The organism is Frankia sp. R82 (assembly GCF_023716925.1).
In the GTDB taxonomy this organism is placed as follows: Bacteria; Actinomycetota; Actinomycetes; order Frankiales; family Frankiaceae; genus Frankia.
In genome coordinates, this window is sequence record NZ_JAMQQG010000021.1 from 56,525 (window position 1) to 73,965 (window position 17,441).

17 protein-coding genes are annotated in these 17,441 nt (G+C 70.4%); 8 read left to right on the forward strand and 9 right to left on the reverse strand.

Annotated features, from left to right (window positions below; all coding sequences use genetic code 11):
* Nucleotides 1-32: 32 nt before the first annotated feature.
* Both ND747_RS06405 and ND747_RS06410 read left to right on the forward strand, forming a co-directional pair.
* Nucleotides 33-1,097, forward strand: coding sequence for an aspartate-semialdehyde dehydrogenase (locus ND747_RS06405; RefSeq protein WP_251732535.1), 1,065 nt, complete (start codon nt 33-35; stop codon nt 1,095-1,097).
* Nucleotides 1,088-2,266, forward strand: a complete 1,179-nt coding sequence (locus tag ND747_RS06410) for a hypothetical protein (RefSeq protein ID WP_251732536.1) — start codon at nt 1,088-1,090, stop codon at nt 2,264-2,266. The genes ND747_RS06405 and ND747_RS06410 overlap by 10 nt, the downstream gene beginning before the upstream one ends.
* Nucleotides 2,267-2,448: 182 nt before the next feature.
* Here the strand turns inward: ND747_RS06410 and ND747_RS06415 are convergent, their stop codons facing one another.
* The 3 genes from ND747_RS06415 to ND747_RS06425 form a co-directional block, all read right to left on the reverse strand.
* Nucleotides 2,449-3,555, reverse strand: a complete 1,107-nt coding sequence (locus tag ND747_RS06415) for a M14 family metallopeptidase (protein WP_251732537.1) — start codon at nt 3,553-3,555, stop codon at nt 2,449-2,451.
* Nucleotides 3,556-3,571: 16 nt separating this feature from the next.
* The gene (locus tag ND747_RS06420; RefSeq protein ID WP_251732538.1) at nt 3,572-4,942 is read right to left on the reverse strand and encodes an MFS transporter; all 1,371 of its coding nucleotides are present in this window, start codon (nt 4,940-4,942) and stop codon (nt 3,572-3,574) included.
* Nucleotides 4,943-5,207: 265 nt separating this feature from the next.
* Nucleotides 5,208-5,900, reverse strand: a complete 693-nt coding sequence (locus ND747_RS06425; protein ID WP_251732539.1) for a TNT domain-containing protein — start codon at nt 5,898-5,900, stop codon at nt 5,208-5,210.
* Nucleotides 5,901-6,282: 382 nt separating this feature from the next.
* Between ND747_RS06425 and ND747_RS06430 the strand changes: the two genes are divergently transcribed.
* Nucleotides 6,283-7,113 (forward strand): PhzF family phenazine biosynthesis protein, encoded by an 831-nt coding sequence (locus ND747_RS06430; RefSeq protein ID WP_251732540.1) that lies wholly within the window; start codon nt 6,283-6,285, stop codon nt 7,111-7,113.
* A gap of 45 nt (nt 7,114-7,158) precedes the next feature.
* Here the strand turns inward: ND747_RS06430 and ND747_RS06435 are convergent, their stop codons facing one another.
* The 4 genes from ND747_RS06435 to ND747_RS06450 form a co-directional block, all read right to left on the reverse strand.
* Nucleotides 7,159-7,584, reverse strand: a complete 426-nt coding sequence (locus tag ND747_RS06435) for a cold shock domain-containing protein (protein WP_251732541.1) — start codon at nt 7,582-7,584, stop codon at nt 7,159-7,161.
* Between the two features lie 1,223 nt (nt 7,585-8,807).
* The gene (locus tag ND747_RS06440; protein ID WP_251732542.1) at nt 8,808-9,041 is read right to left on the reverse strand and encodes a hypothetical protein; all 234 of its coding nucleotides are present in this window, start codon (nt 9,039-9,041) and stop codon (nt 8,808-8,810) included.
* A gap of 263 nt (nt 9,042-9,304) precedes the next feature.
* The gene (locus ND747_RS06445) at nt 9,305-10,105 is read right to left on the reverse strand and encodes an ABC transporter substrate-binding protein (RefSeq protein WP_251732543.1); all 801 of its coding nucleotides are present in this window, start codon (nt 10,103-10,105) and stop codon (nt 9,305-9,307) included.
* Between the two features lie 216 nt (nt 10,106-10,321).
* A complete protein-coding gene (locus ND747_RS06450) occupies nt 10,322-11,737 on the reverse strand; it encodes a citrate/2-methylcitrate synthase (protein ID WP_251732544.1) in 1,416 nt (471 codons plus the stop codon).
* A gap of 109 nt (nt 11,738-11,846) precedes the next feature.
* Here ND747_RS06450 and ND747_RS06455 point away from each other — a divergent pair, with 109 nt between their 5' ends.
* The 3 genes from ND747_RS06455 to ND747_RS30020 all read left to right on the forward strand — a co-directional run bounded on the left by ND747_RS06455 (nt 11,847) and on the right by ND747_RS30020 (nt 14,045).
* Nucleotides 11,847-13,097: a citrate/2-methylcitrate synthase gene (locus ND747_RS06455; protein ID WP_251732545.1), complete on the forward strand. Its 1,251-nt coding sequence runs from the start codon at nt 11,847-11,849 to the stop codon at nt 13,095-13,097.
* A 114-nt stretch (nt 13,098-13,211) separates the two neighbouring features.
* Entirely contained in the window at nt 13,212-13,604 is a 393-nt protein-coding gene (locus tag ND747_RS06460) for a nuclear transport factor 2 family protein (RefSeq protein ID WP_374216163.1), read from the forward strand.
* A gap of 252 nt (nt 13,605-13,856) precedes the next feature.
* Nucleotides 13,857-14,045: a hypothetical protein gene (locus tag ND747_RS30020; protein WP_374216160.1), complete on the forward strand. Its 189-nt coding sequence runs from the start codon at nt 13,857-13,859 to the stop codon at nt 14,043-14,045.
* On the opposite strand, the gene ND747_RS06465 is transcribed toward ND747_RS30020, so the two are convergent.
* On the reverse strand, nt 13,971-14,345 hold the full coding sequence (locus tag ND747_RS06465; RefSeq protein ID WP_251732547.1) for a helix-turn-helix domain-containing protein: 375 nt from the start codon (nt 14,343-14,345) through the stop codon (nt 13,971-13,973). The genes ND747_RS30020 and ND747_RS06465 overlap by 75 nt on opposite strands.
* Before the next feature lie 382 nt (nt 14,346-14,727).
* Between ND747_RS06465 and ND747_RS06470 the strand changes: the two genes are divergently transcribed.
* A complete protein-coding gene (locus ND747_RS06470) occupies nt 14,728-15,015 on the forward strand; it encodes an EthD family reductase (RefSeq protein ID WP_251732548.1) in 288 nt (95 codons plus the stop codon).
* 139 nt (nt 15,016-15,154) lie between these two features.
* On the opposite strand, the gene ND747_RS06475 is transcribed toward ND747_RS06470, so the two are convergent.
* A complete protein-coding gene (locus tag ND747_RS06475; protein WP_251732549.1) occupies nt 15,155-15,451 on the reverse strand; it encodes a hypothetical protein in 297 nt (98 codons plus the stop codon).
* A gap of 318 nt (nt 15,452-15,769) precedes the next feature.
* On the opposite strand from ND747_RS06475, the gene ND747_RS06480 reads away from it, so the two are divergent.
* The gene (locus ND747_RS06480; RefSeq protein ID WP_251732550.1) at nt 15,770-17,359 is read left to right on the forward strand and encodes an FMN-binding glutamate synthase family protein; all 1,590 of its coding nucleotides are present in this window, start codon (nt 15,770-15,772) and stop codon (nt 17,357-17,359) included.
* Nucleotides 17,360-17,441 lie beyond the last annotated feature (82 nt).

The following is a 17,441-nucleotide window of genomic DNA, read 5'->3' on the forward strand; positions in this document are numbered from 1 at the left end:
CATCACATTCGAGCTACCAGGGGGAATCGCACGTGGACATCGCCGTCATCGGGGCGACGGGGGTGGTCGGCCGGGAATGCCTGACCCTGTTGGAGTCGGGCCTGGTCCCCGGCGTCGACCGGGTGGTGCCGGTCGCCTCCGCCGGGTCGGCCGGACGTGCTCTCGGCGCGGAGTTCGGCCTGAACCTGAAGGTCGAGCCCGTGGTCGCGCTCGAGGAGTTCGACCCGGCCAAGGTGGACGTCGCCGTGTTCAGCGCCGGCGCCGCGATCAGCGGCGAGTATGGTCCGAAGGTCGCCGCGGCCGGCGCGCTCGTCGTCGACAACAGCTCGGCGTTCCGGATGGACGACGACGTGCCGCTCGTCGTCCCGCAGGTCAACCCGCAGGCCCTGGCCACCCGGCCGGCCCGCGGGATCGTCGCCAACCCGAACTGCTCGACGATCCAGCTGGTGCGGGCGCTGCACCCGCTGCGGACCGTCGGCGAGCTCGAGCGGGTGATCGTGTCCAGCTACCAGTCGGCCTCCGGTGGCGGCCTGCGCGGCCTCGAGCAGCTCGCCGAGACCACCCGTGGCCTGCTTGACGGCGCCGACCCGGCCGACCCCACCCCCGGCAGGTTCGGCCCGCCGTTGGCGTTCAACCTGATCCCCGAGATCGGGATGCGCGACGACGACGGCCACTCCCACGAGGAACGCAAGCTGCGCCGCGAGCCGCGCAAGATCATGGACCTGCCCGGGCTCAGGGTCGCCGCGACCGCGGTGCGGGTCGCCGTCATCAACGGCCACTCCGAGGCCGTGCACGTCACGTTCACCGCACCCGTCTCCCCCGACGACGCCCGCGCCGCCCTGCGCACCGCCCCCGAGCTGCGTGTCTACGGCGACACCGGTGCTGGCGGCAGTCCGGCGGACGGTTACCCGATGCCGCGCTTCGTCTGCTCCTCGCCGACCGAGCGCCGGCTCGTCCACGTCGGCCGGGTGCGCGCCGATCCCGATGATCCCTGTGCCCTGTGGATGTGGGTCGTCGCCGACAACCTGACCGTCGGCGCGGCCCTCAACGCCCTCCAGATCGTCTCGCTCGCCGCCGGGATGCCCTGGTGGCGCTGACCGAGGTGCTCGTGCTGAAGTTCGGCGGAGCGGCCTTCGCCGCTCCCGGCGCACACCGCCAGATCGCCACCTATGTCGCCGACCGGCTGCGCACGGGGGGCGCAGCCGGCGCCGACGGCACGTACCGGGGTCAGGCGGTCGTGGTGGTCAGTGCCGTTGCCGGAGAAACCGACCGGCTGGCCGCGACCATGCGGGCCGTCAGCCCCGATCCCGACCGGGAGCTGCTCGCCGCGGCGCTCATGGCCGGCGAGACCGTCAACGTCGCGGTGATGACCGCCGCCCTGCGTGACGCCGGCCTCACCGCGCTGCCCCTCGGCCCCGCCGACACCGGCCTGCTCGGCGCGGGTGAGCCGCACAGCGCCGAGCTGCGCGCGATCGATCCGTCCGCGATCGTCGCCCACCTGGCCGGTCAGCCTGCGGGAACGGTGCTCGTCCTCCCCGGCGGACAGGCCCTGGACGCCACCGGCCGGCCGGTGATGCTCGGTCGCAACAGCTCGGACCTGTCCGCGATCGCCGCCGCCATCGCCCTGGCCTCCTCGGCCTGCGAGATCTTCTCCGACTCTCCCGGGATCTGCACCGCAGATCCGCGGCTGGTCCCCGCCGCCCGCACCCTGGGCACCGTCGACTACGACACGATGATCACCATGTCCCGCCACGGCGCCAAGGTCCTGCACCACAGCGCCGTCGACTGGGCCCGGCGGCACCACGTCGAGATCCGCTGCCGGTCGCTGCTACCCGAAGGCCACATCCACTCGGTCGTGTCCGCCAGCACCACCACCGACCCGGCCGTGCTCGTGCACACCACAGGCGCCGTCTGGACCGGCGCCACCCCCCTGGTCCACGCCCTGTTCACCGAGCTCACCGCCCTCGGCGCGGATGTCGTCCTCGTCGCGTCCACCGTCGACGTCGGGCCGTCCGGCAGCGATGTGTCAGCCGCCGGTGACGACCGCTCGTACCTGGTGCTTGCCGACGCGGTGCGGGATCTGCGGGCCCGCGGTCTGCACCCGCTGCCCGACCTACGCCTGGTCACCACGCTGTTTCCCGACGGCCGACTCGACCATCAGGTCGTCGCCGCCGCGCAGGCCGCTGCCGTCGCTCGCGCCCAGCACGAGGCCGTCTCCCGCCCGACCCCCCGGGCCACCGGCGCCGCACCGATCCCGGCACGCTGACCCGCTGGCGGTCCCGTCCCGACCCGGCTGGTCCCGTCAGCGCCCGGGTCGGGACGCCCCGGGCAGGCCCGTCGGCGGTCTGCCACGCCGGGTAGCCAGGGCCCATGACCTCCGGGACCTGCGGGACCTGCCCTTCGGCACCTACGGCCAGCTCTACGACCGGTTCGGCACCCAACGGATCCTCAGGGGCGCCCGAGCCCGACCGTCGCCGCACGGACGCCGGTGGCGGCGCGGGTGACGGTGGCCAGGCCGTTGTCGAGGACGTCGGCGCGCCACCGGGGGTCGTCGGGGTTGAAGGCGTCGCGAACCAGCTCGCCGATATGGGCGCGCACGGCGTCGGCGACGGGCTCGCGCTGCTGCCACAGCCAGTTGTCGGCCTGCAGGGCGCGCAGCACGGTCAGACCGTCCTGGGTGCCGAACTCGCAGGTGATGGCGGTGATTTCCGGGGTGCTGGCCAGGGACCCCGGGTCGCTGAGCTCCTGGACGAGGGCGCGGGCGGAGTTGCCGCCGATCGGCGTCGAGCTGGAGGTGCCCGCGTCGGAGTCGGTGAGGCCGTCGCCGTACCAGGCACGGGCGCGGCGCGGGGCGTCCGGATCTGGACCGCCACGGAAGATCGGCTCGGCGGCACCGCGGGTGCCGAGGCCGCTGTGCAGATCGACGTAGGCGACGTGCTCGTAGCCGGCGAGGAAGGTGCGGATGATGCCGCGCCAGGTGCGGTTCGACCAGCTCGGCGCCGCGCCGCCGTAGAACAGCCCGTCCGGATGGGTGTACTGGCCGCCGGTGATCCGCTGCTGCACCTCACGCAGACCGAGCCGGTCGGCGTGGGCGAACAGGGCGGTGTCGGCCGCGGCATGGGCGGGGCCGTCCCAGTCGCCGGGCAGCAGGGCGTCATGCAGCTCGCCGTAGCCGCCGGGGGCCGGGGGGCGGTCGTGGTCGATGAAGTTGCGGTTGACGTCAATGTTGTCCTCGTTGACCCGACGGCGGTGGGCGAAACCGAACGGGTTGAGCGCGTGGACGAACACGATCGGCAGGTCCGGCCACGACGTCTCGCGCAGCACCCGCAGCTGACAGGCGGACCCGGCGAACCCCTCGGTACCGTGGGTACCACTGACCAGGACCAGCACCGCCGGCCCCGCGGCCGCACCGATCCGGGCGACGTCGGTGCTCAGCGGTTCGCCGGACGGGCCGCGCAGCCCGTCCAACGTGCTGGACTCGACGTGCGCGCCGCGCTCGGCCGCCGCCGCGAGAAAGCGTCGCCGCGCCTGGGCATAGTCCGAACTGAAGTACATCTGCCTGCCCTGCCCTTCAGCCCTGCCGCGCACCGGTCGGGTGGCCGACCGGACCCGCTGCCACCTCGGCACCAACCGCACCGGCCGCACCGGACCCATCGGCCGATGCCGGGTCCACCGCCTGCCCGGCCTGCCCACGGATCTGACCGAGCGCTGTCACCATGCTGGTGATGCCGATGAGCAGCACGAACAGACCCCGGTACCCGTAGGCGTCGACGACCGCGCCGGCGACGATCGGGAAGGCGAGGATCGCGACCTCGAACAGCAGCCCGGCCATCGGCAGCATCCGCACCCGCTCGGCCGGCCCGGCCAGGTTGACCGCGCGTGCCTGGAACGCCGGCAGCCCCAGCCCGTAGGTGCACCCGAGCAGCAGCGAAGCCACGCAGTACAGCACCGTGCTCGATCCGACGAACACGAAGGCCACCGACGCGGCCGTCATCCCGATGGTGGTGATGGCGACCACCCGGTCGGACGCGCTGTCCGACAGCATCCGGGCCAGGCCCAGCCGGACCGCGATGACCGCGATCGTGTACGTCACGTAGAACACGTCGAAGTCGAGGTGCCGGCTGTCGGCGAACGTGGTCTGGAAGCTGTTCATCGTGGTGAACACGCAGGCGCTGAGCAGCACCATCGTCAACGGCACGACGCTCGGCGAGCGCAGCATCCGCCGGAAGTCCCCGTCCTCGGCGTGGACGCCGTCCACCGGGCCAGCGGAGCCGGCCTCGTGGGCGGACGGGACTGTTCCCGGCCCCGATGCCGACGCGGCGGCCTCGGCTCGGGCGGCGTTCACGACCGCCAGCCGCCGCAGCTGCACCGTCAACGGGAGGACCAGCAACGCGGCCCCCAGCGCCAGGCCCGCGCCGACCAGGAAGACCTGCTGGTAGGACAGGCCGGCGTCGCGCAGCGCGTTGCCGAGCACCGGTCCGATGCCGAAACCGGCCTGGATGGTCCCGGTGGCGTAGCCGATCAGCGTGGCACGGGTGCGATCATCGGACAGATCGGAGGCGATCATCGGAGCGGCCGTGTAGGTGACCGCCCAGGCGGTGCCGAGCACGATCGCCGCGACCACCAGCGCCGCCCCCCGCGCGTGCACGTCGGCCGCCAGCACCGCGGCTGCGGCGTACACCAGGCAGGACGCGGCGAGCAGCAGGTTCGGCGGCACCGCCCGGGGATGGCGCAGCAGCAGTGCCAGCGCGATCGCGGTCGGGATCGCCGCCGCGGCGCACAGCGCCCCGTAGGTCTGTTCGGTGCCGCCGAGGGTCTTCACGAACGGCCCCATCAGCAGCAGCACCCCGAACGCCGATGACGACAACAGGACGACGCCCAGCAGGAGCCCCAGCACCGCCCGGTGGCTACCTGCGGGCGCGGCGACGCCGCGCCGGTTCACGGCACCGACCTGCTCGGTCTGTGGCTGCTCGATATCCCTCGTCCCACCGCCCCGGCCTCTGCCAGATTCCTGCATCTGCGGATCGAGGGCCGATATCTCATCCGCAGATGCGGATAGAAACTAACACAGAATCCGAAGGCTCGGGCCTGCTACCTGCGTTCCGTCCGACCGCCGCCTGGCCGCCCTACCGCCGCCCGGCCCACACCACCGTCACCCCTGCGTCCGGCTCCGGCCCGCACGTCTTCCGCACGTCCTCCGGAGGCCGTCAGCGCTCCCGAGCGAGGTAGCCGTGGCCCAGCAGCCAGGTGACGTCCACTCGCCCCGGCGCGCCGGGGATGAGGGTTCCGTCCAGCTGGTACTGCAGGCCACCGCCCGGCTGCCCGAACCATCCCGCAATCGGTCCGCCGTAGACGGCAAACGGCCGCAGCACCCGGTACTCGTGATGGTCACAGCCGGCCGCCGGGGTGTCGACCAGGCTCGACGGTGGGATCGAGCGTTCACGGTAGGGAGTGTCCGCCGGCGCGAGATAACGACCGCCCTCGGCGCCGTACCGATCGACCTCCTGCCCGGGCGCGAGGACGGTCGCGACCTTCACCGGCGTGCCGTCGGAGCGGACGACAAAGCCATCCAGCGGCGGGTAGCGCCAGCCGGCGGCGGCCGGATCCCAGAAGACCTGCAGGAATCGCTGTTGCGGAAAGTCTCCGGTGCGGGACCAGAAGAACAGCTGACGGCCAACCTCGCCCAGCAGCGGCAGACTCGCCGGCCCAAGCCGGACGTCTCCCTGATACAGCTGCGACGAGCAGGTCTCGAGCGAGACCGGGGGCAGCTGGACGGCCGGAGCCGGCACCACGCCGACCGGCGGCGACGCTGCCGATGGCGCTGCCGAGACCGCCGTCGACCCACCGAGCACGAGCGCCAGGGCGCCCGTCGCCGACGCGACGAACCTCCGAACCCGCACGCGCCACCCCTCCAACCATCACCGTCAGCATGTGATCGTGGCGCACAGTAGCAGTGCTGTGGCGCGCGGGGGGTGCGGTCGAGCATGGCCAGGACCCGGCGTGGCGCGTCCTGGCGCCGTCGACCCGCCGGTCCAGCCCCACAGACGTAGCGCCGTACAGTCGTCGAGACGAGGAAGCACCGGGCGCGCAGCCGCCGAGGTGCCGAGGTGCCGACCGTCCGGTTGCCGGACTGGCGTCGACACCGCCGCGATCAGCCCAACTACGCTGCACGACATGACGAACGTGGACGGCCACCACCCCGCCCGAACGTCGCCGTCACGGACGCCGGGCGGATCACCAGCGCCCGGCAGGACGGTCGCACGGTTGCCGGCACGGACGCCGATGGGACGACCGTTTCGCCAGGTGGACGTCTTCACCGCCACGCCGCTGCTGGGCAACCCGGTCGCCGTGGTACTCGACGCCGCCGATCTCGATTCCGCGACGATGCAGGCCTTCGCCCGCTGGACCAATCTCTCGGAGACCACCTTCGTCCTGCCACCGACGTCACCGGCGGCGGACTATCGGGTGCGGATCTTCACCCCGTCGACGGAGCTACCCTTCGCCGGGCATCCCACGCTCGGCACCTGTCATGCCTGGCTGGAGACGCAGCCGGACGGGGCGAGCCGCACGCACCTCGTCCAGGAGTGCGCCGCCGGCCTCGTGCCACTGCGACGCGGCCCGGACGGCCTTGCCTTCGCCGCACCGCCGCTGCGCCGGTCCGGTCCCGTCGATCCGGCCCGGCTACCCGGGATCGCGACGATGCTGGGCATCTCGCCGGACGACATCGTCGAGGCCGTCTGGGCGGACAACGGCCCGGGCTGGATCGCCATCCTGCTCGACAGCGCCGAGGCGGTGCTCGCACTGCGACCGCACGACGTCGACGGAGCCCTCGGCGTGGTCGGCCCCTGGCCGACGGGTTCGACCACGGCCTTCGAGGTCCGCGCCTTCCTCGGCCAGGGCGACGCCACCGTGGAGGACCCGGTGACCGGCAGCCTGAACGCGGCTGTCGCCCAGTGGCTGCTGGGCACTGGGCGGGCTCAGGCGCCCTACGCGGCAAGCCAGGGCGCAGCCGTGCACCGCGCCGGACGGGTGCAGATCTCCACCGACGCCGAGGGCATCGTCTGGGTCGCCGGCGAGACGATCACCTGCCTGAGCGGTACGGTCCTGATCTGACCGTGCCGGCCCCGACCTGGCCAGGCCGGCTCCACGGCGACCGGGTCAGTTCTCGACCCAGCCGTAACGTTCCGCGATCCGAATGAGCTCGGCGCGGATCCTGACGATCTGCGTGCTCGTCAACGCGGGGTCGATCCGCAGCAGTGTCTCGGTCACCTCCTGGGTGAGCTCGCCAACCGGCAGGACATCGCACAGCCCGTCAGTGTCCTCCGCGTGCGAGACAACCCGCACCGGCGCGATCGAGGGGACAGCCGACTCCGGCGCCGACGAGCCCACGATGCGGGCCGCACTGGCTTTCAGCCCGCGCTCCCCTTCTTCAACCTTGAAGTCCATGAGGACGCCCGGCACCACGAGATGTTTTTCCACAAGCAGATCGTTCGCATGGAGAAAGATATCGTCGCCGCCGTCACTGGGGGCAATGAAGCCGTAGCCACGAACCTGGTCGAACCGAAGAACCTTACCTGTACTCACGACTCACCTCAACAACACCAGAAAGATTTTGTCCCCGCCGTGACAGCCAATTCCACTCCACCACCAACACAGCGGACCCGACCTGAGGGCCCTTAGCATACCCGCCCCGCCAGCGTCCCGTGCACGGACTCCACGCTGTCACCGAACCCGCGCGACACAAGGTCCCGCCCGACTCCATCGAACCGGGTTCATCGCCCATCCGGCCCGAGTCGGTCCTCATTGACAACCACTTCCTCAAGTGCAGCCACCACACACACCATATCGAACGCAAGTTCGACATCCGCATTCGACTGCACTATCTTGATGGCATCAGCACACCGGTTCCCCGTCGCTACCGGGAACCGATCGTCGATCGATCCGCTGCCACCCGGATCCACACCCATCCTCCGGTATCGGAAGGCTCTACGCGTGTCCGCACTCCCTGCTCGCACACCCGATCGGCATGTCGGCGCACCGGTCCGTGGGCCCCGCGCCCGCGCTCCACGAACCGAAGCGCGCGCACCAACCTCCCCCATCGCCCCACCCGGGTGCCAGGTCGCTCCGGCCGACCGTCCCGGTGTGCGGCCTCCCGCGACCGGGTTGCGTCCGTCGCCATGAACGCCCCATCCATGTCCCAGCAGGCCGCGCCCGTCAGTGACCAGGCTCGCAAGGTTCGGCCGCCCACCGCGGGCCCGTCCGCCGACGTAAGACTCTCGACCCCAGGGGCCGGCGGCCGCCAAGACCGCCCCCCTGAGGCGGAACGGCGCACCGCCGGTAGACGACAGGGGCGCCCATCCTCCGGCCGGAGGAGCCAACAACCCGGCACACAGCGATCTTCGCCGCCGGCCACCGCCACAGTGCGTGAGCATGCCCCAGGAACCAGAAGCCTGGTGAAGAGTTCAGCGGAGCCGGCTACGCGGCGATGTGGTCGGCGGGCAAGCGCCCTCGCCGCCCCACGCAGATCGCCACGAGAGATAAAAGACCAGTTCAGAGGGCTACGCAGTCGGATGTCGTCACAACCGAGAGCCAACGGCGAGATCGGCCGGATACGGCCGCCATGGCCGCTGCAACACGCTGGCCGCAGCCTCAACTACCGGCCGGCCCAATAACAGAGCGTTAGTAACATTTGATCACAGGTTCGCCCCGGGAAGGGCCAAAACAGACGAAAGGAGTATTCTTGCACTCGTGCCGAACGTTGCGGCGGCGTCAGGCGGGCGGACGCCGTTGTCCGACCACCTCGCGGTTCAGGCCGCCGCGGGAGACGCAGGGGCAGCCATCCAGGCCAGGTCCGCCACCGTCACCACGAGACGACTGGCAATATCGTCGGCATCCAGGCCTCGGTCGAGCGCCTCTCGCAGGGCGATTCCGCGTACGGTCCGTAGTTCCAGACGTCGCGGATGGTCCGCCCACATCAGCTGGTCCGCGAGCCTGGCCCGCTCGACCGGATCCGTTACCTGCAGCACGTCGTCATAGGTCATCACGGGCCAACATGGTTACGGTTTGGCGGACGTTTCGCAACATTGCAGTAGCGATATTTTTGCCACGGTCCAGGCCGAGCCGCCCGGCCATGGCCGTTCCCTGTCATGGTCCTGTCCCGCAACCCGGCACCGATCTTCTTCTGTACCGGCTCGCCGCATGACCACCGAGCCACCACCGGACACTTTGGGCGAACAAAGCGTCACATGCCGTGTTTCCCCTGGTGAAGTGCCGCACGCTGCGGGCCGGGGCCCAGGGCGACGAGCTACTGGAGGGCAGGGGCGCCAGCTTCGGCCCCGAGCCACTGGCCGGCGATCCGCAGAAGGTCACCGGAACCACGGAGCCGGGAAAGCGCATCATCGACACTCTGGGCCAGCGGGTTTCCCCTCTCGAACACCATGCCCAGCTGGTCAGCTGGTTCCGCGCCGAAGAACTGTCCGAGGATGAACGCGTTCGGAAGGGTATGCGTCAGCGCGAAGGCCGTCACAAAATCGACGACGATGCCGTCGATCGGCCCGTTTTCCAACGCCTCGGCCGCCTCGTTCGTGTCGGCAAAGACGGCAGGTTCCTGCACGGGCGCGATCAGTTTGGCGATTGTCTCCTGGCCGTTTCCGGTGGCCCGAACCCCGAGCTTGGCGTCACGGAGAGCAGCCAACGTGGTCACCTGCGCGATCCGCGAGGTCCTCAGTGCTACGACCGTCTGCGGGATGGTGTAATAGCCGACGCTGAGATCGACGTTTTCGCGAAGCTGCGGACTGATCGCCACGTGGTCGATGTCGATATCGAAGGATTTTTTGCCCGCCGCGATCGCGTCGTTGTGTGACACGGTCGTCCAGCGCACCCGGTCTGCGGAGAAGCCGAGTTTCGCGGCAATGGCGTAGGCGAGGGCACTTTCGAATCCACGGCCGTTCGTCGGTTGGCCGTCGGCGAACCACGGAGTGTCGAACGGCGCGCTCGTCGCGAACGTCAGCTGACCCTGGTGGACGAGGTTCAGGTCGCCGTCTCCGGCAGACGATCCCGAACAGGCGGCCAGCATGACCAGCAGCACACTGATCGTCGCGAGCACGCCGAGCCGCCGCGGGCGTGCGGACATAGGGGCCTCCCGTGATGCCCACCGTCTCGCGGTGGCGCGCCGGACGAAAAGTGAGCAAAAGGGTCTTACGTGAGGAAGCAGCTCACAGTATGGCCGGGCGACTACCCGCTCCTCGCGGGTGCCCCGCTCTGTCTTCGCCGGGTACCCCCAGGCGGTGGCCCCCGCGGTCGATCCGTGACGCGGGCCGGCTCAGGCTGTCGCGACCACCGGCGACCCGACGTACACGCCGCGTGGACGCAGACGCAGGGGACGTTCCTGGTACTCCTCCAGGGCATGCGCCAACCACCCGGCGGTCCGCGCCACGGCGAAAATCACCTCGCCGGCGTCTGCGGGCATGTCCGCGGCAAGGGTGAGCACGGCCAATGCCAGGTCGATGTTGGGGCGCAGGGCGCGTTCCCGCCCGGCCGCCTCGACGAGTTGACGGGCTGCCGCGCACGCATCCTGCGCAGCCGGCACCGTGCTCAGCGCCTGCAACAGGGCCCGGGCCCGAGGATCACCGTCAGGATAGGCGGGGTGCCCGAATCCCGGCACCGGTTGACCCGCGCGCAACCGTTCGGAGAGCACACCGACGGCGTCGTCTCCTGCCAGAACCTCTGCGATCAGGCGGTGGGCGAGTCGGCTCGCCCCACCGTGCAGCGGGCCGTCCAGCGCGGCGAGTCCGGCTGCGACCACAGCGTATGGATCGGCCCGAGCCGAGGCCGCAACCCGGGCCGCAAACGTGGACACGGCAAGATCGTGATCTGCGAGCAGGCCCAGGGCCTGGTCGAGGCAGCTCACCGCGCCCTGCTCGCCGACCAAGCCGGTGAGCCGCTGCCACAGCCGTTCGGCCAGCGGCGCCGCGTCACCGGCCGCGGAGGCCAGGACGGACGGGGGCCCCGGCAGGGCAGCCACGAGTGCCGCGACGAGCGTGCGGGCGGTGAGCAGGACGCTGTCCTCCCGCAGATCGAAGCGCAGCGGATCGTTCGCCGCCGCGAGGGAGACCGCGATCCGCAGCCGGTCGGTCAGCCGAGCGCGCGCCGGCACCAGCGCACCGACCTGCTGGAGCATCGCGGCAAGCTCAACGGGCACGGCGAAGGGTGCCCGCGGTTCGAATCGCCCGTGCCAGAGCCAGCCGGCGACCTGTTCGAACGGGCGATGGGCAGCAAGCTCGACGGCATCGACGCCTCGGTAGTAGAGGCGGCCGTCGCGGATGACGGTGACCCGGGTACGCACCGCCGGCAGACCGGGATCGTTCTCGGACCACAGACCCACCCCACCCGCACCAGACCCACCAGACGCTTTGGCAGCCGTGACGGCAACGCTCGGACCGACGGCACCCGTCCGTACCGCGCCATCGCCGCCAACCAGACCTCCGTTGAACCTCGGGACGACCTCGACAGGCGGGCGCGCCTCCGCGTAGGCGGAGATCTCACCGCCACGCAAGCCTGCGCGCCCGCTGCCGCGCAGCTGCTCCACTTCGGCGGGGTCGAAGGTACTGCCGCGCCGGCCAGGCTCGCGCTGACTGTGCAGCAACCCACGACTCGCGTAGGCGTACACAGTTTCGATCTTGACCCCGAGGCGCCGCGCAACCTCCCGCGAGGTCAGCCGCTCCTGGCCGTCGTCCACCCGATCCCTCCCGCCGCTCCGGGCAAGTGTACTGGTTCACGTTGACTGAAATCAATGTTGACTTCGGACACGACTGGATCAATCATTGATGTCGAGGAGGTCAACCATCATGGTGATCACAACGCGGGCTGCGGCTCGAGACCCTCGCGATGACGCTGCCGGCACGCACACCTCGGCTGCACCGGCGCGAGCGCCACAGGCGGCGACCGCGCCGGCACCGGGGGCACCAGGCGGGGAGGCGCCGCCCGGTCTGAAGGGGCTGGTTGTCACCCGGACCGAGCTCGGCGACGTCCACGGTCGCGAGGGCTTCTACCACTACCGCCAGTACTCGGCGATCGAGCTGGCCGAGCGCCGCAGCCTGGAGGATGTCTGGCATCTGCTGCTGTTCGGCGAGCTGCCGGACGAGGAGGCCAGGACGGCCTTCGTCGCCCGGGTGGCCCCGCTGCGCCACCTACCACCCGAGATCGCCGAGGTGCTGCCCACGCTGGTGCGGTCAGGGCGTCATGGTGGGCCGCTCGACGGGCTGCGCACGGCGCTGTCGCTGGTCGGCGCCGCCCGCGGCATGCAATCCCTCTACGACGCCGATCCGGCCAGCCGCCTTGAGGACGCGTTGGTGGTCGGGGCGGTCACGCCGACGCTGGCAGCGGCACTGCACCGGCTGGGGCTCGGGCTGGCCCCGGTATCGCCCCGCGACGATCTGTCCTTCGCCGCGAACTATCTCTGGATGCTGCTGGGTGCGGAGCCGACCGCCGGCCAGGTGCGGGCGATCGAGCGGTATCTGATCGCCACGATCGACCATGGCTTCAACGCCTCGACATTCACCGCCCGGGTGATCGCCTCGACGGGGGCGGATCTCGCTGCCTGTGTGGTCGGCGCAATCGGCGCGCTGTCCGGTCCGCTGCACGGCGGGGCACCGAGTCGGGCGCTGGACACCCTCGACGCCATCGGCAGTCCCGAGCGGATTGATCCCTGGATCCGGGAGCATGTCCTCGCCGGCGATCGCATCATGGGGTTCGGCCATGCGGTGTACCGCACCGAGGATCCGCGGTCCCGGATGCTGCGCGGGGTGGCCGAGGAGTTCGGTGGCGATCTGGTCGCCTTTGCCATGCGGGTCGAGCGGCGGGTGGTGGAGCTGCTGGCCGAGCTCAAACCGGGGCGGGAGCTGCACACCAACGTCGAGTTCTACGCCGGCGTGGTGATGGAGCTGTGCGGCTTGTCCCGGGAGATGTTCACCCCGACGTTCGCCGTGGCCCGCACGATCGGCTGGACCGCGAACATTCTCGAGCAGGCCACCGATCCCCGGATCATCCGACCGTCCGCCCGTTATGTGGGACCGCCGGCCCCACAGCCAGTGCCATAGCGGCAGCTGGCCGGCGGTGTCCGAATGCAGCGGCCGGCCGCGGGCGCGGTTCCGGCCGCGGCCATGACCTCACAGGTCATCGACGGCCTCGGCGGCGTGCGGCACTGTGAGCGCATGACAGAAAACCAGGAGGTACTGCCGGTGCCGTTCCACGAGGAGTCCATCGAGCGCTATTTCGCTGCCTGGAACGCCACGGACGACGTTCTCGACAAGGCGGTGTCCGCAGCGCTGACCGAGGACGCAACTTACACCGATCCACTGGCCGATGTTGCCGGGCATGAAGGGATTGCCGCGGTGATCCGCGGAGCCCGCGCACAGTTTCCCGGATTCGAGTTCCGGGTTTCCGGCTCGCTGGATGCCCATCACCACGTTGCCCGATTCGGTTGGGAGCTGGTCTCCCAGGCAGATGGTTCGGCACCCGTGGCAGGCTTCGACGTCGTCGCCCTTGCCGAGGACGGACGCATCCGCTCGGTCAGCGGCTTCCTCGACCGCGTTCCAGGCGCGTAGAGATCCGTCAGGTTCGCCTGCCGTCGGTGTGGCATTCCCCGCCGGACCGCCACACCGGCAGCAGGTGGCCTCGATCCATACCGCTCCTCGGAGCCCGGTGGCCGATTATCACAACATGACACAAGAAAGGATTTATATCGGCGTGGTGGGCCGAGCAGTGCGGCCTCCGCCCAACTGCGGCAGGCCGAGGTGATCGGTCGGCTGCTCGCCGAGGCCGGCTGAGCGGTCATCTGCGGTGGGCTCGGCGGAGTGATGCCGGCGGCCTGCCGCGGAGCCGCGCAGGCCGCCGGGATGACGATCGGTCTGCTGCCCGGCACGTCCCGACGCGACGGCACTGACCATCTCGCCTGGCGCGGCTCTCTGAGCTCATCGGACCTCCTCGTTCGAGCTACGGGCGTGCCCGCTGTCAGCTGCGTGTGCGCGCATAGCCCACCGCCGTGACCACTGCCCGAGTGGACGAAGTAACTCCATGAGCTCGCGGCCCTCGGCGGTGAGGCGATAGCCTCCGTCCCCCCGCTCGACGATCCCGGCCGCCGTGAGGTCGCGCAGCCGGTCGCGCAACACGCTCGACGACACGTCGTCGCAGCGGTGCGCAAGGTCGCGGAACGTGGCGTCGCCCTCGCGGAGTTCCCAGACGATGCGCAGCGCCCACCGGCGTCCGACGAGGTCGAACAGCGCCATGATCGGACGTCCGGTGGTCGAGCCGCGTACCGGGCGACCGGGGATCGGAGTGCTGGCCATGCGAGAAGTATTGCTTCTGAAAGCAAAGCATGCCACTCTTGAAGTATGCCTCTGATTCCGAAGCGTCCGAGGATTGCTCCGACGGCACGGCCTTTCGACGACGACACCCGCGCGACGCTCGACATCCTCGGGTCGCCGATCGCGCTGTTCGGTGTGTCAGCGGATACCGCACTTCCGGCGCAACGTCGAGACCGAACTCGTCGCGCTGCTACCGCGCGAAGTCGGACGGTGTTCGGGCCAGCTCTGTGACGCACCTACGACGTGCTCGCCCCTCGCAGCAGAAATCGATCTCGGCGAGCTGACATGAGCCGCAGGACTGTCCAGTACGCCGTCCCCAACGACCCCGAGAGATTCGACAACCACCGAAGGTGGCACCTACCCGATGTACCGACTGACCGTGGTCTATGACGAGCCTGCCGACAAAGAGGCCTTTGACCGCCGCTACACCGACGAGCACGTCCCCCTCGTCAAGGCCTCACCCGGGCTGGTCCGCTTCCAGCTCAGTCACCCGAAGGGCGGCACGCCGTACCTCGTCGCCGAGCTGTTCTGGCACAGTGAGGACACCTTCAAGGCCTGGACCGCGACGCCCGAGAGGGCCGAGGTCCGCAACCACGCGGAGGGCTGTGGCACGACGTTCACGACCTACACCGGCGACGTCGCCGAGGTCTGACCGACCGCGCTGGTCCGTGCTCGGACTGGGATAGCGCCGATCACATGGCACCATGGCGGGCAGCAGGGGATCGATCAGTGGTTCCTCAGGTACCGAGCTCGACGTCGACGACCGGGCGGCGATCAAGGTGGCGTTAGGCTCACCGGAGACGGTGAAAGCCCGCGTTACCGTCGGCCGTTCCCGTCCGCGCAGGGATCGCGGACAGGGATCCCACCGCAGAGCCACGTCGTACGCCATGCGAACCACTCGCCGGGACGAGTCGCTCGACGTCGGTGCTGCCGGCCACGATGTGCAGCAAGGGCACCAGCGTCCCGGCGGTCGGGGCGGTGTAGTACCGCAACGACAGTCGGGTGAGCTCGGGTAGTTCTTCGATGCGGACACCGGTGTGGCGCAGGGTCTCGACCACTGCCCAGAACCAGAATCCGCCCTCCTTCATCACCGTGACCCGAGGACGTCGTCTCCGCCCGGTGCGCCCTCCTCGTCGCGGCGCGACCAAAGAACGTCCAGGTGTCGTCAACTTTCGACGCACCGAACCGGAATCACCTTTTGTGACCGACGGTTCCCGTCCTGCGATCGCGCTGTCACCGCCGCGCGGCCGGTCCAGCGCCCGGCGCTCGCGACACCAGCACCCGAGGTTCCGGGAGATAGCGTCACGTCCATCGGGACGGCGCGAAGCCGCACCGGCTGGGTCGGATGCCCAGCCGCCCGGCCCCGCGCGTCAGGACGATGGACGCTGGAAAGGACGGCGAACGCGATGTTCCCGGTAGGCATGGTCACCGGTCTGCTGGTCGCCATTGCGGGGGCTACCTGTGCTGCGCTGCTGTCGAGCGCGGGCTGGTGGGCGGCGGTCGGCGTACTCGTCGCCGCACTCGCGCTGGCCGGGTACGACCTGGCGCAGCGGCAGCACGCGATCCTGCGTAACTACCCGGTCGCCGGGCATCTGCGGTTCGCGCTGGAGCGCATTCGGCCCGAGATCCAGCAGTACTTCATCGAACGTAACTACGACGGCACGCCCTTCGACCGGGACGTGCGCACCAGCGTGTACGAGCGGGCCAAGGGCATCCACAGCGATCAGGCGTTCGGCACCGAACGGGACGTCAACGCGGTCGGCTACGAGTTCCTGCCGCACTCGACGGCACCGCGCACTATCGCCGCCGATGCGCCACCACCGCGGGTACGGGTCGGCGGGCCCGACTGCACACAGCCCTACGACATCGCGCTGCTGAACGTGTCCGCGATGAGTTTCGGGTCGCTGTCGGCCAACGCGGTACTGGCGATGAACCAGGGCGCCGCCGCCGGCGGATTCGCCCACGACACCGGGGAAGGTGGTCTCACCGAGCACCATCTGCGTTACGGGGCCGATCTTGTCTGGGAGATCGGCAGCGGCTACTTCGGTGCGCGCACCCCCGACGGCGACTTCGACCCGGCCCGGTTCAAGGACAAGGCATCGTTGCCGACGGTGCGGATGGTCGAACTCAAGCTCAGTCAGGGGGCGAAACCCGGCCTCGGCGGCATCCTGCCGGCGGCGAAGGTCAGCGCCGAGATCGCCGCCGCCCGTGGGGTCCCGGCCGGGGTGACCTGCGTCAGCCCGGCCGGCCACCGGGTGTTCGCCACACCGCGGGAGCTGGTGCTGTTCGTCGCGCAGATGCGGGAACTCGCCGGCGGCAAGCCGGCGGGGTTCAAGCTGTGTGTCGGGTCGCGGCGGGAGCTGCTGGCGATCTGCCGGGCGATGGTCGCCGAAGGCGTCACGCCCGACTTCATCGTCGTCGACGGCGCCGAGGGCGGCACCGGCGCAGCCCCGCTCGAATACGAGGATCATGTCGGCACCCCGCTGACCGAGGGTCTGATCACCCTGCACAACGCACTGGTCGGTGTCGGCCTGCGGGACCGGATCCGGATCGGGGCCAGCGGCAAGGTCGCGACCGGGGTGGACATCGTCAAACGGCTCGCCCAGGGCGCCGACTACACCAACTCGGCGCGGGCGATGATGATGGCCGTCGGCTGCATCCAGGCACAACGCTGCCACACCAACACCTGTCCCACCGGCGTTGCCACCCAGGACCCGCGGCGCGCCCGCGCGCTGGACGTCGCGGACAAGGGCGAGCGGGTCCGCCGCTACCAGCAGGCCACCGTCGCCACCGCCGTCCAGATGATGGCGTCGCTGGGCTGCGCGGCGCCCGGCGAGCTGCATCCCGGCATGCTGATGCGCCGCGTCACGCACACCGACACCCGCAGCTACGCCGAGCTCTTCGACTGGCTGGAGCCCGGCGAGCTGCTCGCCGACCCGCCAGCAGGCTGGATCGCGGACTGGGTCACCGCCGACCCCGACAGCTTCCGGGCCTGACGGCTGGCGAAAACTGTCGGAGGGAGCAGCTACGGTTCTGCCCATCGGAGGCGAACAGGCGTCCGATCCAGGCGACCGATCC

Excerpts from the sequence above, each read along its gene's own strand:
- ND747_RS06415 (WP_251732537.1), bottom strand. The coding sequence starts at position 3,555 with ATGTACTTCAGTTCGGACTATGCCCAGGCGCGGCGACGCTTTCTCGCG.
- ND747_RS06440 (WP_251732542.1), bottom strand. The coding sequence starts at position 9,041 with ATGACCTATGACGACGTGCTGCAGGTAACGGATCCGGTCGAGCGGGCC.
- ND747_RS06430 (WP_251732540.1), top strand. The coding sequence starts at position 6,283 with ATGGGACGACCGTTTCGCCAGGTGGACGTCTTCACCGCCACGCCGCTG.
- ND747_RS06455 (WP_251732545.1), top strand. The coding sequence starts at position 11,847 with ATGGTGATCACAACGCGGGCTGCGGCTCGAGACCCTCGCGATGACGCT.
- ND747_RS30020 (WP_374216160.1), top strand. The coding sequence starts at position 13,857 with ATGCCGGCGGCCTGCCGCGGAGCCGCGCAGGCCGCCGGGATGACGATC.
- ND747_RS06480 (WP_251732550.1), top strand. The coding sequence starts at position 15,770 with ATGTTCCCGGTAGGCATGGTCACCGGTCTGCTGGTCGCCATTGCGGGG.
- ND747_RS06475 (WP_251732549.1), bottom strand. The coding sequence starts at position 15,451 with ATGAAGGAGGGCGGATTCTGGTTCTGGGCAGTGGTCGAGACCCTGCGC.
- ND747_RS06465 (WP_251732547.1), bottom strand. The coding sequence starts at position 14,345 with ATGGCCAGCACTCCGATCCCCGGTCGCCCGGTACGCGGCTCGACCACC.
- ND747_RS06470 (WP_251732548.1), top strand. The coding sequence starts at position 14,728 with ATGTACCGACTGACCGTGGTCTATGACGAGCCTGCCGACAAAGAGGCC.
- ND747_RS06460 (WP_374216163.1), top strand. The coding sequence starts at position 13,212 with ATGACAGAAAACCAGGAGGTACTGCCGGTGCCGTTCCACGAGGAGTCC.